5 protein-coding genes (1 of these 5 only partly in view) are annotated in these 17,177 nt (G+C 63.3%); 3 read left to right on the top strand and 2 right to left on the bottom strand.

Annotation, left to right across the window (positions count from 1 at the left end):
• Positions 1 to 60: 60 nt before the first annotated feature.
• A complete protein-coding gene (locus KCG87_RS13695; RefSeq protein ID WP_098967998.1) occupies positions 61 to 1,608 on the bottom strand; it encodes a family 2 encapsulin nanocompartment cargo protein terpene cyclase in 1,548 nt (515 codons plus the stop codon).
• 334 nt (positions 1,609 to 1,942) lie between these two features.
• Between KCG87_RS13695 and KCG87_RS13690 the strand changes: the two genes are divergently transcribed.
• Positions 1,943 to 3,115, top strand: a complete 1,173-nt coding sequence (locus tag KCG87_RS13690; RefSeq protein WP_097087672.1) for an MFS transporter — start codon at positions 1,943 to 1,945, stop codon at positions 3,113 to 3,115.
• Between the two features lie 179 nt (positions 3,116 to 3,294).
• On the opposite strand, the gene KCG87_RS13685 is transcribed toward KCG87_RS13690, so the two are convergent.
• A complete protein-coding gene (locus KCG87_RS13685; protein ID WP_108182192.1) occupies positions 3,295 to 4,428 on the bottom strand; it encodes a cupin-like domain-containing protein in 1,134 nt (377 codons plus the stop codon).
• Between the two features lie 132 nt (positions 4,429 to 4,560).
• Between KCG87_RS13685 and KCG87_RS13680 the strand changes: the two genes are divergently transcribed.
• Positions 4,561 to 5,295, top strand: a complete 735-nt coding sequence (locus tag KCG87_RS13680) for an alpha/beta fold hydrolase (RefSeq protein ID WP_134785888.1) — start codon at positions 4,561 to 4,563, stop codon at positions 5,293 to 5,295.
• 244 nt (positions 5,296 to 5,539) lie between these two features.
• Positions 5,540 to 17,177, top strand: partial view of a non-ribosomal peptide synthase/polyketide synthase gene (locus KCG87_RS13675; RefSeq protein ID WP_210557499.1) — the 5' portion only. It continues 683 nt past the right edge of the window; only the first 11,638 of its 12,321 coding nucleotides appear in the window; it begins with the start codon at positions 5,540 to 5,542; its stop codon lies beyond the right edge, outside the window.

Raw genomic sequence — 17,177 nt, 5'->3', positions numbered from 1 at the left:
GTCAGCTGACCCATGGCGAGCTGCGAGAGTTCATCCGCATGCATGAAAAGATCGACACGTTCAGACGTGATAGCGGCCACTGTGCCGGTGCCATTCAAGACTGCCGGAGACCCAGCTTTTTATGCCGGTCAGAAAACGCTGCAGCAGCGGCGATGCATCCGGCAGCACGGCTTGTTCCGCCGCTTCATACAGGTGCACGATTTCGTCATGAACGTGCGCGCACTTGATCATCGCTTGTCGGGGCGTGCAATTGTGTTCGCGAGCCAGTAACTGCGGCAGATTGAAATCGCCGATTGCGGCCTGATTTTCCTTGTGTGCGGAATACAGATCGTTGGCGACGATTGTGGCGCTGGCGGCCAGCGTGGTCACGCGCCGCACGGCAGGGGCGCTGTAGATGTGTGCTGGCAGTTCGTATCCACCGATCACGTCGATCAATGACATGCAGGGTAAAAAGCTGTTGGTCTGGCGTTGAGCGAGGTATTCCCAGATGGGTGGGGTCAATCCTTCCAGGCGCCAGGCCGCTTCGGCAGTCATGGTGACAAACATGGCGATGATTTCGTGGCGTACCCTGGCCACTTGTACGGAAGATGCGAATGCCTGAACGCGGTCCATATAGGCGCGAAGCGCAACCAGTACCGGGTCACTGTTCAGTGCATGATCAAGACCGCAACGAAAGCGAGAGGGCAGGTGCGCCGGCTCCAGTGCGGCCAGCGCCAGCGAAAGTCGGGGCCCTACCAGGCGCGGTTCGGAGCCGGTTCGCTCGTCATCACAGTAGTAATCATCCACGGCAAACAGGGCGGCGATGCACTGTGCCGAAAGCAGCAGGCGATCGGGATCGTGAGTGTCGGTATGGCAAAGCATGGCGAAGCGACCGAACCCCATGGCGCGGACCTTTTCGAGTTGTCCCGCAAATATGCCGACTTCCTTGATCCATGGCATAAGCCGATCTTCGACGGCCTCGGCCAGCGCCGTATCAACCCGAAACGGCGCCGGACAATACAACGGCGGGACGGCCCAGGGTGATCTTGCCTTTTTCCCAAAAGCATCAGGCATTGATCGTGCCGCTGACGCATCGTGGGCGGCCTCGAACCATTGCCTTACACCCCCTATCCCGAACTGCTCGAACATCCGGCGAAACCAGATCGTGAACTGCTCGGGTGCCTGTTCGATCCGTTCGGTGATCTCCTCCAGCGACAGCCACTCCCAACTTTCGACTTCCTCGGGATTGGCTACCGGATCGAGCTGGCTGAGGCCGGCAAACACGTGGTCAAATTCATGCTCGATCAGTTCATTGGACATTTGCTCGTAATAGAGCATCGAGGCGACTTTTTGCAGTTTGCACGTCGTGCCCATTTCCTCCTGCAGTCGACGCAGGGCAGCGGCGGCCGTGCGTTCGCCGGGGCGAGGATGCCCGCAGCACGTGTTGGTCCATAATCCGCCGGAATGATATTTGCCCAACGCGCGTTGTTGCATCAGCATCCGACCTTGTGAGTCAAAGAGCAGAATCGAAAATGCGCGATGGCGCAGTCCCTGGTGATGCACTTTCATCTTTGAGGCTACACCGGTCTGGCGATCCTTGGGCGATACCAGAATAAGCTGTTCTTCCATGGCAAGGCTCCTTGGCGCGTGCGCTATGGGATAGTGCTCAAGAGCAGTTGCCCGTTCATTCAGGAGCGGTACGCCATTGAGTCAAAGCCTCATGAGAACTGCAATCGCATGAAAAGGCACCTGTAAAACCTGACAGGTGTGCGCGATTTTCGACGATTGGTTATGTGATTCCAGACGTCGGCGGCAATGCCATTGGTCTTGGGGAGCGATCCTGGGAGAGTGCCTGGAATCGCAAGGTGTCGAGTTTCGCGCCTTCACATTCCACCAACAATTCCCCGCTTCCACGCTCATCAACCTTTATGGCAACTTGGCGGCCCCTGATGAGGCTGTACCCATGGCAAACCCCTACCGCGAATTATTCACCGCCCCCGGCGCCCGGGCTTTTGTACTGGCCGGGATGATCGCGCGCATGCCGATTTCCATGACCGGCATCGGCGTGATCACCATGCTCTCGCAGCTCAAGGGCGGGTACGCGCTGGCCGGTGCGGTGGCGGCGACTTTTGCCCTGGCCACGGCTTTTTGTGCGCCGCAGGTGTCGCGGCTGGTGGATCGTTTCGGCCAGGGTAAAGTGCTGCCGCTATCGGCGTTGATCGGTGGTGGGGCGCTGTTGATGTTGCTGCTGTGCACGCGTTTGCAGGCGCCGACCTGGACCCTGTTCATCTTCGCCGCGCTGGCCGGCTGCATGCCGAGCATGTCGGCGATGGTGCGCGCGCGCTGGACCGAGATCTATCGCGGCCAGCCGCAATTGCAGACCGCCTATGCGCTGGAATCGGTACTCGATGAGGTCTGTTTCATCGTTGGCCCGCCACTGTCAGTGGGTTTGTGCGTGGTGGCGTTTCCCGAGGCCGGGCCGTTGGCCGCGCTGTTGGCGCTGGCGATCGGGGTGACGGCGTTTGTCGCCCAGCGCAGCACCGAGCCGGCGGTGCATCCGCAGGAATCACAGCATCAGGGTTCGATCATTCGCTCGACCGACGTGCAATGGCTGCTGGCGTTGATGCTTGCCATGGGCGTCATCGTCGGTGTGGTCGATGTGGTCAGCGTCGCGTTCGCCCAGCAGCAGGGCCAACCGGCGGCGGCGAGCATCGTGTTGTCGGTGTACGCCATCGGTTCGTGTCTGGCCGGTATCGCGTTTGGCGCGATGCGTTCGAAACTGCCGTTGCCGCGGCTGTTTCTCTACGGTGGGGTGGCGACGGCGGTGACCACGCTGCCGCTGTTGCTGGCGAGCAATATTTTCGGTTTGTCGCTGGCGGTGTTTGTCGCGGGATTGTTCTTCTCGCCGACGCTGATTGTGGCGATGGCGTTGATCGAGCGCATCGTGCCGCCGGCCAAACTGACCGAAGGCCTGACCTGGCTGGTGACGGGGTTGAGCATCGGCGTGGCGATCGGCGCCGCCGGCTCGGGCGCGTTGGTGGATGCGTTTGGCGCCCGCAGCGGATTCTGGCTGGCGATTATGGCGGGGGCGGTGGTGTTGGCGTCGGCGTTTCAGAGTTATAGGCACCTGAAATAACCCGGCCATCGCGGGCTGTTGTGGTGAGGGGATTTATCCCCGATGGGCCGCGAAGCAGCCCCAAATCCAGCCAGCTCTTTCCTTCAGAAGAAGCGTGCCGGGTGAGTTTGCGACTGCTGCGCAGTCGATCGGGGATAAATCCCCTCGCCACAGAGTTATCCACACAGACAGCGGATGGGTTACCAACCCCGCCCCGAATTCACCCAGAAATTCACCGACAGTGACGTCGACACCGACTCCACCTGATGGAACCAGCCCTCCGGCAGAAACAGCAGATCCCCGGCCTCCAGCGTCACGCGCAGGAACGTCACATCGCGTGCTGCGGGAAAGCGCTCATAGTCCGGTGCGTCGGGGTTGAAGTCGCAGCCGTCCAGGCCACCCTTTGGCGCTGTCGACCAGGTGCCCAGTGCTTCGCGGTGATGCGGGGCGGCGAGGGTGAACTGCTTCTGGCCCCAGACCTGCGCGAACAGGTTGTCGGTGTCGTCGCGGTGCAGCGGCGTCAGCGTGCCTTTGGGGCCGATCCAGATGCGTGGCGGGATGAACAGCGAAGCATCGAAGTAGGGCGGGTACTTGATCTGCTGCAGCAATTGCGCCGGCAGGATGTTGTTGCCCATGTAGGCCGGTGGTTCGCCGTCAGCCCGTTTGACTGCCGGTTGGTCCAGCGAGGCAATGAACTCGGCCATCGACGTCGAGCGGAAATCACGTTCGGTGGAAAAGGTTTTCTTCACGTAATCGCCGTGGCGGGTGATGCCCTGCAGTTCGGCGAAATGCACCAGTGATTCCTCGCGACTGAGCTTGAACAGCGGCCAGTCCTGCAGTGCATTGCTGATCACCACCGGGATGCCGTTGGGCAAGTATCTGCTTTTGAATTCGCTGACCGACAATTCATCGCGCGCATGGCGCTCGATGCGGGTCTGCACCGGCAGCCCGGCGGTGAGTTGTTCGCTGAAGCGTGGCGGGGTCGGGTAGCGCTTGTTCATGTCGACCTTTTGCGCCACTGCGCCACCGTGCATCGCATGCTCGATGATCTGCGGCAGCAGCGTCGCCAGGCCCATGTTGCCGCCGATTTTCAGGCGTCCGCTGGCGAACAGTTCTTCGACATTGACTCGGCCGCCCATGATCCCGAGAAAATCGCTCTCGGCGACTTCAATGGTCACGTCGGGGCTGGGATGGCGTCCGGGCGCGGTGCGGCTGCTGGCCTTGACCTCGGACCAGTAGGCCTGCTGCGGGCCAAACACGAATTGGAAAACGCCTTCGATGCCGACGGCACCGGCGTTGGCGAACAACTTGCCCAGGATGCTCTGCAGGTCCACGGTGAATCCTCGTTATTGGTTTTGGCCTGAACAGTTAACGAGCGCCTGTTGGCGCAATTTACCGGCGCGCGACTAATTTGCCGGGGGCGTAATCCGTTTATCTCTACAGACAAATTTTTCGAGGAAAGCCGGGTGAACAAGCTGACCCTGCTGTGCCTGCCGTACTCCGGCGCCAGCGCCATGGTCTACAGCCGATGGCGGCCAAAACTGCCGCAATGGCTGCAACTGCAACCGGTGGAACTGCCGGGGCGCGGTGCACGTTTCGACGAGCCGCTGCACACGGATATGCGGGCGCTGGCGATGCAACTGGCCAAGGAATTGCGGCCGAATCTCAAAGCGCCGTATGCGTTGTTCGGCCATAGCCTGGGCGCGCTGCTGGCCTGCGAAATCGCTCACGCGCTGCGCGCATTGGGCTGTCCAGAACCGGTGGCGCTGTTTGCCTCGGGCACGGCGGCGCCGACGATGCGCGCCGATTACGATCGCGGTTTTGCCGAGCCGAAAACCGACGCCGAGCTGATCGATCAATTGCGCACGCTCAACGGCACCAGCGAAGAAGTGCTGGCCAATGCCGAGCTGATGAGCCTGACCCTGCCGATCCTGCGCGCGGACTTCTTGCTCTGCGGCAAATTCGAGCCGTTGTCGCGGCCGTTGCTCAACTGCCCGGTGCACGTGCTGGGCGGCAAGGCGGATCGCGCGACCACCGAACAACTGATCGGCTGGAGCAAGGAAACCCGTGGCAGCTTTTCAGTGGACATGCTCGCCGGCGGGCACTTCTTCATTCATGAGCATGAAGCCAAAGTGCTCAAGGTGATCAAGGATCAGCTGGAAGGGCATCATCGCCGGCATATCATGGCCGCAATCGCCTGAGCAGCGCATCACTCAATGTGGGAGCGGGCTTGCTCGCGAAAGCGGTATTTCAGTTATTGCATCGTTGACTGACACACCGCTTTCGCGAGCAAGCCCGCTCCCACATTTGATTTGTGTTTATGAAAAAAGCCGCTCAACCGCCCGCCTGACAGTTGTTCTCATTCGCTAATTTTTCCGGTCTGTATTCGTTTTATAGGGACGACGTGCCTTTGTGCTTCCTGCCTACTGATCCGGATGCTGAGAAATGAATGCTGAAGACTCCTTGAAACTTGCTCGCCGGTTTATCGGGTTGCCCCTGGAAAAGCGCCAGATGTTCCTCGCGGCCCTGCACAAGGAGGGCGTGGATTTCGCGCGGTTCCCGATACCCGCCGGCATCGCAGCCGAGGATCGTCAGGCGCTGTCTTACGCGCAGCGACGCATGTGGTTCCTGTGGCAACTCGATCCGCAGAGCGGCGCCTACAACCTGCCCGGTGCGGTGCGACTCAATGGTCGACTGAACCAGTCGGCGCTGGAGCAAGCTTTCGCCAGTCTGGTGGAGCGCCACGAAACCCTGCGCACGGTGTTCCAGCGCCAGGCCGATGACAGCCTGCTGCAAGTGCCAGCCACCGCGCCGCTGCTGATTAACCGGGAAGACTTCAGCGCACTGCCGGCCAGCGAGCGCGAGCAGGCGGTGATCCGTGCCGCCGAACAGCAGTCGGTGTTGCCATTTGATCTGGCGGTCGGCCCCTTGCTGCGGGTGACCTTGCTCAAGCTTGCCGAGCAGGAACACGTGCTGCTGCTGACCCTGCACCACATCGTGTCCGATGGCTGGTCGATGAACGTGTTGATCGACGAGTTCATCCGTTGCTACGACGCGTTCGACGCCGGTCAGACGCCGCAATTGCCGCCATTGCCGATCCAGTACAGCGACTATTCGCTGTGGCAACGCCGCTGGCTGGAGGCCGGTGAGCAGGCGCGCCAGCTCGACTATTGGCAGGCGCAACTGGGCGACGAACACCCGGTGCTGGAGCTGCCACTGGATCATTCGCGCCCGGCGATGCCGAGCTATCGCGGCACTCGTTACGAGTTTGCGGTCGACGGCCAACTCGCCGAGCAACTGCGCAGCACTGCGCAACAGCATCAAGTCACTTTATTCATGTTCCTGCTCGGCGCCTTCAATGCGCTGCTGCACCGTTACACCGGGCAGACCGACCTGCGGGTCGGCGTGCCGATCGCCAACCGCAATCGCGGCGAGATCGAAGGCCTGATCGGCTTCTTCGTCAATACCCAGGTGCTGCGCACGCAGCTGCACGGACAGACTCGGGTCGATGAACTGCTGCGGGCGGTCAAGGAAACCGCGCTCGGTGCCCAGGCGCATCAGGATCTGCCGTTCGAGCAACTGGTCGAAGCGCTGAAGCTGGAACGCAGCCTCAGCCACACGCCGCTGTTCCAGGTGATGTACAACCATCAGCCGCACGTGGCCGATATCGCCACCATCAGCACCGCATCCGGCCTGCAACTCGACAGCCTCGACTGGCAGAGCCGCACCACTCAGTTCGACCTGACGCTGGACACCTGGGAGAAGGGCGGCAAGCTGCACGCCGCGCTGACCTACGCCAGCGACCTGTTCGATGCACCGACCATCGAACGCATGGCGCGGCACTGGCTGCGCCTGCTGACGGCGATGGTCGCTGATCCGTCGCAGCGCATCGGTGAGTTGCCGCTGCTGGAGGCTGACGAGCAGCGCATGCTGGTGCACGACTGGAACAACGTCCACGCGCAGTACCCGAGCGACACGCCGATTCATCATCTGATCGAAGCGCAGGTCGCGCGTACGCCGCAGGCACCGGCACTGGTATTCGGCGAACAGACCCTGAGTTATGCCGAACTGGATGGCCGGGCCAATCGTCTGGCGCATCTGTTGCGCGAACAGGGTGTGCAGGCGGACAGCCTGGTCGGCGTCTGTGCCCTGCGTTCGGTGGAAATGGTCGTCGCGCTGCTGGCGATTCTCAAGGCCGGCGGCGCCTACGTGCCGCTGGATCCGGAGTACCCGCAGGAGCGCCTGGCCTACATGATCGAGGACAGCGGCATCACTTTGCTGCTGACGCAACAGGCGCTGCTGGCAACGCTGCCGACTGACGGCGTAAACGTCATCACTCTGGATCAGCCAGGACTGCTCGACCGCTACAGCGACAGCCGTCCCGACGTCAGCGTCGATCCGCTGAACCTGGCCTACGTGATTTACACCTCGGGCTCCACCGGTAAACCGAAGGGCGCCGGCAACAGCCACGCGGCGCTGGTCAACCGTTTGTGCTGGATGCAGGACGCCTATGCGCTGGACGCCAGCGATTCGGTGCTGCAGAAAACCCCGTTCAGTTTCGACGTGTCGGTGTGGGAGTTCTTCTGGCCGCTGCTGACCGGCGCACGGCTGGTGGTGGCCGCGCCGGGCGCGCACCGTGATCCGCTGCAACTGATCGATAGCATCAACCGTCACGGCATCAGCACGCTGCATTTTGTGCCGTCGATGTTGCAGGCGTTCATCCACGAACCGGGCGTGGAAAGCTGCAGCGGTCTCAAGCGGATTGTCTGCAGCGGTGAAGCGTTGCCGCTGGATGCGCAACTGCAAGTCTTCGCCAAGCTGCCGAACGCCAGCCTCTACAACTTGTATGGCCCGACCGAAGCGGCCATCGACGTCACCCACTGGACCTGTGTCGATGAAGGCGCGGACAGCGTGCCGATCGGCCGGCCGATCGCCAACCTGCGCACCCATGTCCTCGATGCCGAATTGCTGCCGGTGCCGAGCGGTGTCGCCGGTGAACTGTATCTGGGTGGTGCCGGGCTGGCGCGCAGTTATCACCGGCGTCCGGCGCTGACGGCAGAACGTTTTGTGCCGTGCCCGTTCCATCACGGCGCGCGCCTGTACCGCACCGGCGACCGTGTGCGGCAGCGTGCCGACGGGGTGATCGAATACCTCGGGCGTCTCGACCACCAGGTTAAGTTGCGCGGTTTGCGCATCGAACTGGGTGAAATCGAAACCCGCCTGATGCAGCACTCGCTGGTGCGTGAGGCGGTGGTGCTGGTGCAGGGCGGCAAGCATCTGGTGGCTTATCTGGTGCTGGAAAACCCGCAGGCAGACGAGCAGTGGCAGCAGGAGGTCAAGGCGTGGCTGCTCGGCAGCCTGCCGGAATTCATGGTGCCGACCTACCTGATCACCGTCGACAAATTGCCGGTCACCGCCAACGGCAAGCTCGACCGCAAGGCCTTGCCACAACCGGATGCCGCGCCACAACAGGCATTCGTGGCGCCACAGGACGCCATGCAAAAAGCCCTCGCGGCGATCTGGGAAGCTGTGCTCGGCCTCGACCGCGTCGGCCTCGAAGACAACTTCTTCGAGCTGGGCGGCGATTCGATCATCTCGATTCAAGTGGTCAGCCGTGCGCGGCAGGCCGGGATCCGCATCAGCCCGCGTGACCTGTTCCAGTACCAGACGGTGCGCAGTCTGGCGCTGGTCGCGAGCCACGATCATCTGTCTTCGGTGGATCAGGGGCCGGTGACGGGCGATGCCGTGCTCGGGCCGATCCAGCAGGATTTCTTCAGCCGCGCGATGCCGGTGCGCGAGCACTGGAACCAGTCGTTGCTGCTGACCCCGCGTGAGGCATTGAACGCGCAATGGCTCGAAGCGGCGCTGACGCACCTGATCAATCACCACGACGCCTTGCGCCTGCGTTTTGTCGAAGGCAGCGAAGGCTGGCAACAAAGCCACGGCCCGCTGCTGAGCGGCGCTGAGCTGTGGCAACGCGATGCCGAATCTGCCGAACAGTTGCAGGCGCTGTGCAACGAAGCGCAGCGCAGCCTCGACCTGCAAAACGGCCCGCTGCTGCGCGCGTTGCTGGTGACGATGGCCGACGGCTCGCAACGACTGGCACTGATCATTCATCACCTCGCAGTCGATGGCGTTTCCTGGCGGGTGCTGCTGGAAGATCTGCAGCAGGCTTACGAGCAACTGGCGGCGGGTGGCGGCATTCAGTTGCCGGCGAAGACCAGCGCGTTCCAGAGCTGGACGGCGCGTCTGGCGCAGGAAGCGTCGCGCTTCGATGAGCAATTGAGCTATTGGAAAGCCCAGCATCAGGGTGCCAGGGATCTGCCTTGCGAACGCCCGGATGGCCGCCTGCACAACCTGCATGGCGAGAAAATCGAATGGCGTCTCGACGCCGAGCGCACCCGCCAGTTGCTGCAACAGGCGCCCGCCGCGTATCGCACCCAGGTCAACGATCTGTTGCTCACCGCACTGGCGCGCACCATCAGTCGCTGGAGCCAGCAGCCGGGCACGTTGATCGAACTGGAAGGCCACGGCCGCGAAGACCTGTTTGATGACGTCGACCTGACCCGCACCGTGGGTTGGTTCACCAGTCTGTTCGCGGTCAACCTGACCGCCAGCGCTGATCTCGACGGCTCGATCAAGGCGATCAAGGAGCAACTGCGCGCGGTGCCGGACAAAGGTCTGGGTTACGGCGTGCTACGGCATCTGGCCGCGCCGTCGGTGCGCGCCGAACTGGCCGCGCTGCCGCAACCGCGCATCACCTTCAACTACCTCGGTCAGTTCGACCGCCAGTTCGACGAGACGGCGCTGTTCGTGCCGGCTGTTGAAACCAGCGGCGTGGCGCAGGATCCTTCGGCGCCTCTGGGCAACTGGCTGACCCTGGAAGGTCAGGTGTATGGCGGCGAACTGTCGATGAGCTGGGGCTTCAGCCGCGAGATGTTCGACAGCGCCACGGTGCAGCAACTGGTCGATCAATACGCCAGCGAATTGCAGGCGCTGATCGAACACTGCTGCACGCTACCCATTGCGCAAGCGACGCCTTCGGACTTTCCGCTGGCTCGGGTGACTCAGGCGCAACTGGATGCGCTGCCGGTGCCGGCCGGTCAGCTCGATGATGTCTACCCACTGTCGCCGATGCAGCAGGGTTTGCTGTTCCACACCCTCTACGAGCAAGCGGCGGGGGAATACATCAACCAGTTGCGCGTGGATGTGCAAGGTCTTGACCCTGAGCGCTTCCGCGCCGCATGGCAGGCTACCGTCGATGCGCAGGACATTCTGCGCAGCGGTTTCGTCTGGCAAGGCGAACTGGCGCAACCGCTGCAGATCGTCCATAAGCAGGTGCAGTTGCCGTTCAGCATTCTCGATTGGCGCCAGCGCGACGATCAGCCGGCAGCCCTTGCGGCGCTGGCCGATGCCGAACGTCAGCAAGGATTCGATCTGAGCCATGCACCGTTGCTGCGTCTGGTGCTGGTGCAGACCGCTGCCGAGCAATGGCACCTGATCTACACCCATCACCACATCCTGATGGATGGCTGGAGCAACTCGCAGTTGCTCGGCGAAGTGTTGCAGCGCTACAGCGGTCGCACCCCGGCCCATGGCGGCGGACGGTATCGCGATTACATCGCCTGGCTGCAGCGTCAGGACGCGCAACTGAGTCAGGACTTCTGGAGCGCTCAGTTGGCCACGCTGCAAGAGCCGACCCGACTGGCCCGCGCCGCTACCGGCGGCGAGCGCGCCAGCGGCCATGGCGACCATTACCTGACGCTGGACGTGCCGCGCACTCAGGCGCTGGAAGCGTTTGCCCGGCAGCAGAAAGTCACCGTCAACACCCTCGTGCAAGCTGCGTGGCTGCTGTTGCTGCAACGTTACACCGGTCACGAAGCGGTGGCGTTCGGTGCGACTGTGGCCGGGCGTCCGGCGGATTTGCCGGGCATCGAGCAGCAGGTCGGCCTGTTCATCAACACCCTGCCGGTGATCGGCGCGCCGCGTCCGGACCAAAGCGTTGGTCAATGGCTGCAAGCGGTGCAGGCGCAGAACCTCAGCCTGCGCGACTTCGAACACACGCCGCTGGCGGACATCCAGCGCTGGGCCGGGCAGGGCGGTGAAGCGCTGTTCGACAACATTCTGGTGTTCGAAAACTACCCGGTCGCCCAGGCGCTGAGCCAGGCCGGGCAAGGCCTGACATTCGGTGAGGTCGGCAACCTGGAGCAGACCCACTACGCCCTGAGCGTGGCGGTCACCCTCGGACAGCAACTGGCGCTGCACTACAGTTTCGACCGCAGCCAGTTTGCCGGTGAGGTGATCGAAGGCATCAGTGCCCATCTGCTGCAATTGCTTGAGCAGTTTGCGCTGTCGGCCGAACGCAACCTCGGCGAAATCGCTCTGGCCAGCGCTGACGAGCATGCCCGCCAGCAAGCCGAAAACCGGCCGCAGCCGTACCCGCTGGACATCGCGGTGCATCAGCGCATTGCTGTGCTGGCGGCCGAGCGTCCGCAGCGCACCGCGGTGATCTTCAACGGTCAGCACTTCAGTTATGGCGAGATCGAGCAGCGTGCCAATCAACTGGCTCACGCGCTGATCGCCCGTGGTGTCGGCGCCGAGACTCGGGTCGGCGTGGCCCTGCCGCGCAGCGAGGCGGTGATCGTCGCGCTGCTGGCGGTGCTCAAGGCCGGCGGTGCCTATGTGCCGCTGGACACCAGTTACCCGCGTGAACGCCTGGCCTATCTGATCGAGGATTCAGGACTGGCGCTGCTGATCAGCGATTCGTCGGTGTCGGCGCAGTTGCCGGTCGGCGAGTCGGTGCCATTGCTGGAGCTGGATCGTCTCGACCTGCGCCAGTTGCCGATCACGGCGCCACAGGTGCCAGTCGATCCGCACAACCTCGCGTACGTGATCTACACCTCCGGTTCCACCGGTAATCCGAAAGGCGTCAGCGTTGCCCATGGCCCACTGGCGATGCATTGCCAGGCCATCGGTCAGCGCTACGAAATGCGCGACAGCGACTGCGAATTCCACTTCATGTCGTTCGCCTTCGACGGCGCCCACGAACGCTGGCTGACCAGCCTGACCCACGGGGCTTCGCTGCTGATTCGCGACGACACGCTGTGGACGCCGGAGCAGACCTACAACGCGATGATCGAACACGGCGTGAGCGTGGTTGCGTTCCCGCCGGTGTACCTGCAACAACTGGCCGAACACGCCGAGCGTGTCGGCAACCCGCCGAAGGTGCGGATCTATTGCTTCGGCGGCGATGCGGTGCCAAACGCCAGTTTCGAACGGGTCAAACGCGCCCTCGATCCGGACTACATCATCAACGGCTACGGCCCGACCGAAACCGTGGTCACGCCATTGATCTGGAAGGCTGGCCGTGAAGAGTCATGCGGTGCCGCTTACGCGCCGATCGGCAGCCGGATCGGCGACCGCAGCGCCTACGTGCTCGACGCCGATCTGAACCTGCTGCCACAAGGCATGGCCGGTGAGCTGTACCTCGGTGGTACCGGGTTGGCGCGGGGTTATCTGAACCGTCCGGGGCTGACCGCCGAGCGTTTTGTCGCCGACCCGTTCAGCGCCCATGGCGGCTTGCTGTATCGCACCGGTGACCTGGTGCGCCAGCGTGTCGACGGCACGTTCGACTATCTGGATCGCATCGACAATCAGGTGAAGATTCGCGGTTTCCGTATCGAACTGGGCGAAGTCGAAGCGGCGCTGCAAGCCCTCGACGGCGTGCGCGAAGCGGTGGTCGTGGCGCAGGAAGGCAGCGCCGGCAGTGGCAAGCGGCTGGTGGCCTACGTGGTCGGCGATTCAGCGAGTGCCGAGTTCACCGACCACCTGCGCGCGCAGCTCAAGGCCAGCCTGCCGGCGCACATGGTGCCGGCGTATGTCCTGCGTCTTGAGCGCATGCCGCTGACGCCGAACGGCAAGCTCGATCGCAAGAACCTGCCAAAACCGGACGTCAGCCAACTGCAACAAACCTATGTCGCGCCACAGACGGCGCTGGAGCAGCAACTGGCGGCGATCTGGCAAGACGTGCTCAAGCTTGAGCAAGTGGGTGTCAGCGACAACTTCTTCGAACTGGGCGGCGACTCGATCATCTCGATTCAGGTGGTCAGCCGGGCGCGGCAGGCCGGGATTCGCTTCAGCCCCAAAGACCTGTTCCAGCACCAGACCATTCAGGCCCTGGCCGCCGTCGCGCAGACCGGCGAGGCGGTGCAGCCCATCGATCAGCATGCGCAAACCGGCGAAACCGCGCTGCTGCCGATTCATCAGGCATTTTTTGCCGAGGCGATTCCCGACCGTCACCACTGGAACCAGTCGGTGATGCTCAAGCCGACTCAGGCACTGGACGCTCAGGTACTGGAGCAAGCGCTGGATGCGTTGGTGGTGCAGCACGACAGTTTGCGTCTGGACTTTGTCGAGCAGGCCGCGGGTTGGTCGGCGCACTACCGCGACGTCGCCACGCAAGCGGGGGAAACCATTCTCTGGCAAGTCGAGGTCGCTGATCTCGCCGCCCTTGAGGCACTGGGCGACAAGGCCCAGCGCAGTCTGCAACTGAGCGGCGGTTCGCTGATCCGCGCGGTGCTGGCGAACCTGGCTGATGGCAGTCAGCGCCTGCTGCTGATCGTCCATCACCTGGTGGTCGATGGCGTGTCGTGGCGGATTCTGTTTGAAGATTTGCAACGTGCTTACCGGCAGATTCTCGCCGGTAACGCCGTGCAGTTGCCGGCCAAGACCAGTGCGCTCAAAGCCTGGGCGGCAGCGTTGCAGGACTACGCCACAACGCCTGCGTTGCAGGCCGAGCTGGGCTTCTGGCAGCAGCAGTTGCAGGGCGCTTCGGCGGCCTTGCCTTACGACCGGCCGCAGGGTGGTCAGCAACACGATCAGGCACTGACCCTGCGCAGCAAACTCGATCAGACCCTGACCCGTCAGCTGTTGCAGGAAGCTCCGGCGGCCTATCGCACCCAGGTCAACGACCTGTTGCTGACCGCGCTGGCGCGGGTGCTGGTGCGCTGGACCGGTGACGACAATGCGTTGGTATTGCTTGAGGGCCATGGTCGCGAAGACCTGTTCGAACACATCGATCTGACCCGCACCGTGGGCTGGTTCACCAGCGTATTCCCGGCGCGTCTGGCACCGGCCGCCGAACTCGGCGCCTCGCTCAAGCAGATCAAGGAACAGCTGCGGGCGATTCCCCACAAGGGCATCGGCTTCGGCGCACTCGCGCACCTCGGTGATGAACCGGCGCGTGCCACCCTGCAAGCCTTGCCGGCGCCGCGCCTGACCTTCAACTACCTCGGCCAGTTCGACGGCAGCTTCGACGCTGCCAGCGATGCCCTGTTCGTGCCGACCAGCGAGTCCGGCGGCGCAGAGGTCAATCTGCAAGGGCCGCTGGGCAATCCGCTGGCGCTCAACAGCAAGGTGTTCGGCGGTGAGCTGGACCTGAGCTGGACCTACAGCGGCGCGATGTTCGACACCGCCACCATCCAGCGTCTGGCCGACGACTATGTGCAGGAACTGACCACGCTGATCGGCCACTGCTGCGACAGTGCCAACCGTGGCGTGACGCCGTCGGACTTCCCGCTGGCGCAACTGTCGCAAGCGCAACTGGATGCGCTGGTGCTGGAGCCGCAAGGCATCGACGACATCTATCCGCTGTCGCCGATGCAGCAGGGCATGCTGTTCCACACCTTGCTCGAACACGGCAATGGCGACTACATCAACCAGATGCGTCTGGACGTCGACGGCGTCGATCCGCAACGCTTCCGCGCGGCGTGGCAGGCGGCGGTGGATGCCCACGACATCCTGCGCAGCGGCTTCTTCTGGCAAGGCGATCTGCCGCAACCGGTGCAAGTGGTGCAACGTCAGGTCGAGGTGCCGTTCAGCGTGCTCGACTGGCACGGCAGGACTGATCTGGAGGCAGCGCTGCAAACCCTCGCCGATGAGGAGCGCGCCCTGGGTCTGGACCTGAGCTGTGCGCCGCTGATGCGCCTGGTGCTGGTGCGCACTGCAGCCGAGCGTTATCACCTGATCTACACCAACCATCACATCCTGATGGACGGCTGGAGCAGCGCGCAGTTGCTCGGCGAAGTGTTGCAGCACTACAGCGGCGAAGCGGTCGCCCGTGGCGCAGGTCGCTACCGCGATTACATCGCCTGGCTGCAACGTCAGGATGGCGCGGCGGCGCAAGCCTACTGGCGGACGACGCTGGGCAATTTGCAGGAGCCGACGCGTTTGGCCAATGCCATCGCACGGCCGCACGCCGGTTTGCCGAGCGTGGGTTACGGCGATCATTACCAAGTGCTGGATGCTGAGCTGAGCCAGCGCCTGGGCGAGTTTGCCCGGGCCGCGAAAGTCACCGTCAACACCGTGGTGCAAGCGGCGTGGCTGCTGCTGTTGCAGCGCTACACCGGCAAGGATTGCGTGGCGTTCGGCGCCACCGTCGCCGGGCGTCCGGCGGAGCTGCCGGGGGCCGAAGCGCAGATCGGCCTGTTCATCAACACGCTGCCGGTGATTGCCGCACCGCCCGCGCAGCAGGGCGTGATCGCCTGGCTGCAAGCGGTGCAGGCGCAGAACCTCGCCTCGCGCGAGTTCGAGCACACGCCGCTGGCGGACATTCAGCGCTGGGCCGGGCAGGGCGGTGACGCGCTGTTCGACAGCCTGATGGTGTTCGAGAACTACCCGATCGGCGAAGCACTGGAGCGTGGTGCGCCGCAGGGTCTGCGCTTCGGCGCGGTGGCCAATCAGGAGCAGACCAACTATCCGCTGACCCTGCTGGTGAACATGGGCGCGCAACTGTCGGTGCATTTCAGTTATCAGCGCGACAGCTTCGCGGCGGCCAGCGTGGCGCAGTTGGGCGCGCATCTGCAGCGTCTGCTGAGCCAGATGGCGGATGCCGGTGAGCGCACGCTCAGCGAGCTGGACCTGATCGAACACCGCCCGCTAGTGAGCACCGACTTCTCCACCGAGCAGTGCATCCATCAAGCCATCGCCAATCAGGTGGCGGCGACCCCGGATGCCTTGGCGGTGACCTTCGCCAATACGAAGTTGAGCTACGGTGAATTGGATGCGCAGGCCAATCGTCTGGCGCACAAGCTGCTTGAGCTGGGTGTCGGCCCGGAAGTGCGCGTGGGCGTGGCGATGCCGCGTTCGGAGCAATTGCTGATTGCCTTGCTTGCGGTGCTCAAGGCTGGCGGTGCGTATGTGCCGCTGGACCCGGATTACCCGGCGGATCGCGTGGCCTACATGCTCGAAGACAGCCGCGCGCGGGTGTTGCTCTCCGAACAGGCGGTTGCCGCGACCCTGAGCGTGCCGGGCGATACCCAAGTGCTGCTGATGGATCAGGTTTCGCTAAGCGGCTATTCGGCTGTTGCACCACAGACTGCGGTGCAGCCGGATAACCTCGCCTACGTGATCTACACCTCCGGTTCCACCGGCAAACCGAAAGGCGTAGCCATTGCCCATCGCAACGTCATGGCGCTGATCGACTGGTCGGCCAAGGTCTATAGCCGCGACGACATTCAAGGCGTGCTGGCCTCGACGTCGGTGTGCTTCGACCTGTCGGTCTGGGAACTGTTTGTCACCCTGGCCAACGGTGGTTCGCTGATCATCGCCCGTAATGCGCTGGAGCTGGCGCAACTGCCGGCCCGCGATCAGGTGCGCCTGATCAACACTGTGCCGTCGGCGATTGCCGCACTGCACCGCGCGGGGCAGATTCCGCCAAGCGTGCGCATCATCAATCTAGCGGGTGAGCCGCTGAAACAAGCGCTGGTGGAGGCTTTGTATCAGCAGTCGACGGTCGAGCACGTCTACGACCTTTACGGCCCGTCGGAAGACACCACCTATTCGACCTGGACCCGCCGCAGTGCTGGCGGTCAGGCACGGATCGGGCGCGCGCTTGAGCACAGCGCCAGTCATCTGCTGGATGCCGATCTGCACGCAGTGCCGCAAGGCGTTTCGGCCGAGCTGTACCTGTCCGGCGCCGGCATCACGCGCGGTTATCTGGGGCGTGCGGCGATGACCGCCGAGCGCTTCGTGCCGAATCCTTTCGTCGACAACGGCGAGCGCATGTACCGCACCGGCGACCTGA

This window comes from Pseudomonas sp. MWU347, assembly GCF_017947305.1.
Lineage (GTDB): Bacteria > Pseudomonadota > Gammaproteobacteria > Pseudomonadales > Pseudomonadaceae > Aquipseudomonas > Aquipseudomonas putida_A.
Note: the sequence above shows the minus strand (reverse complement) of the source record. Positions and strands in the feature narration are given on the sequence as shown.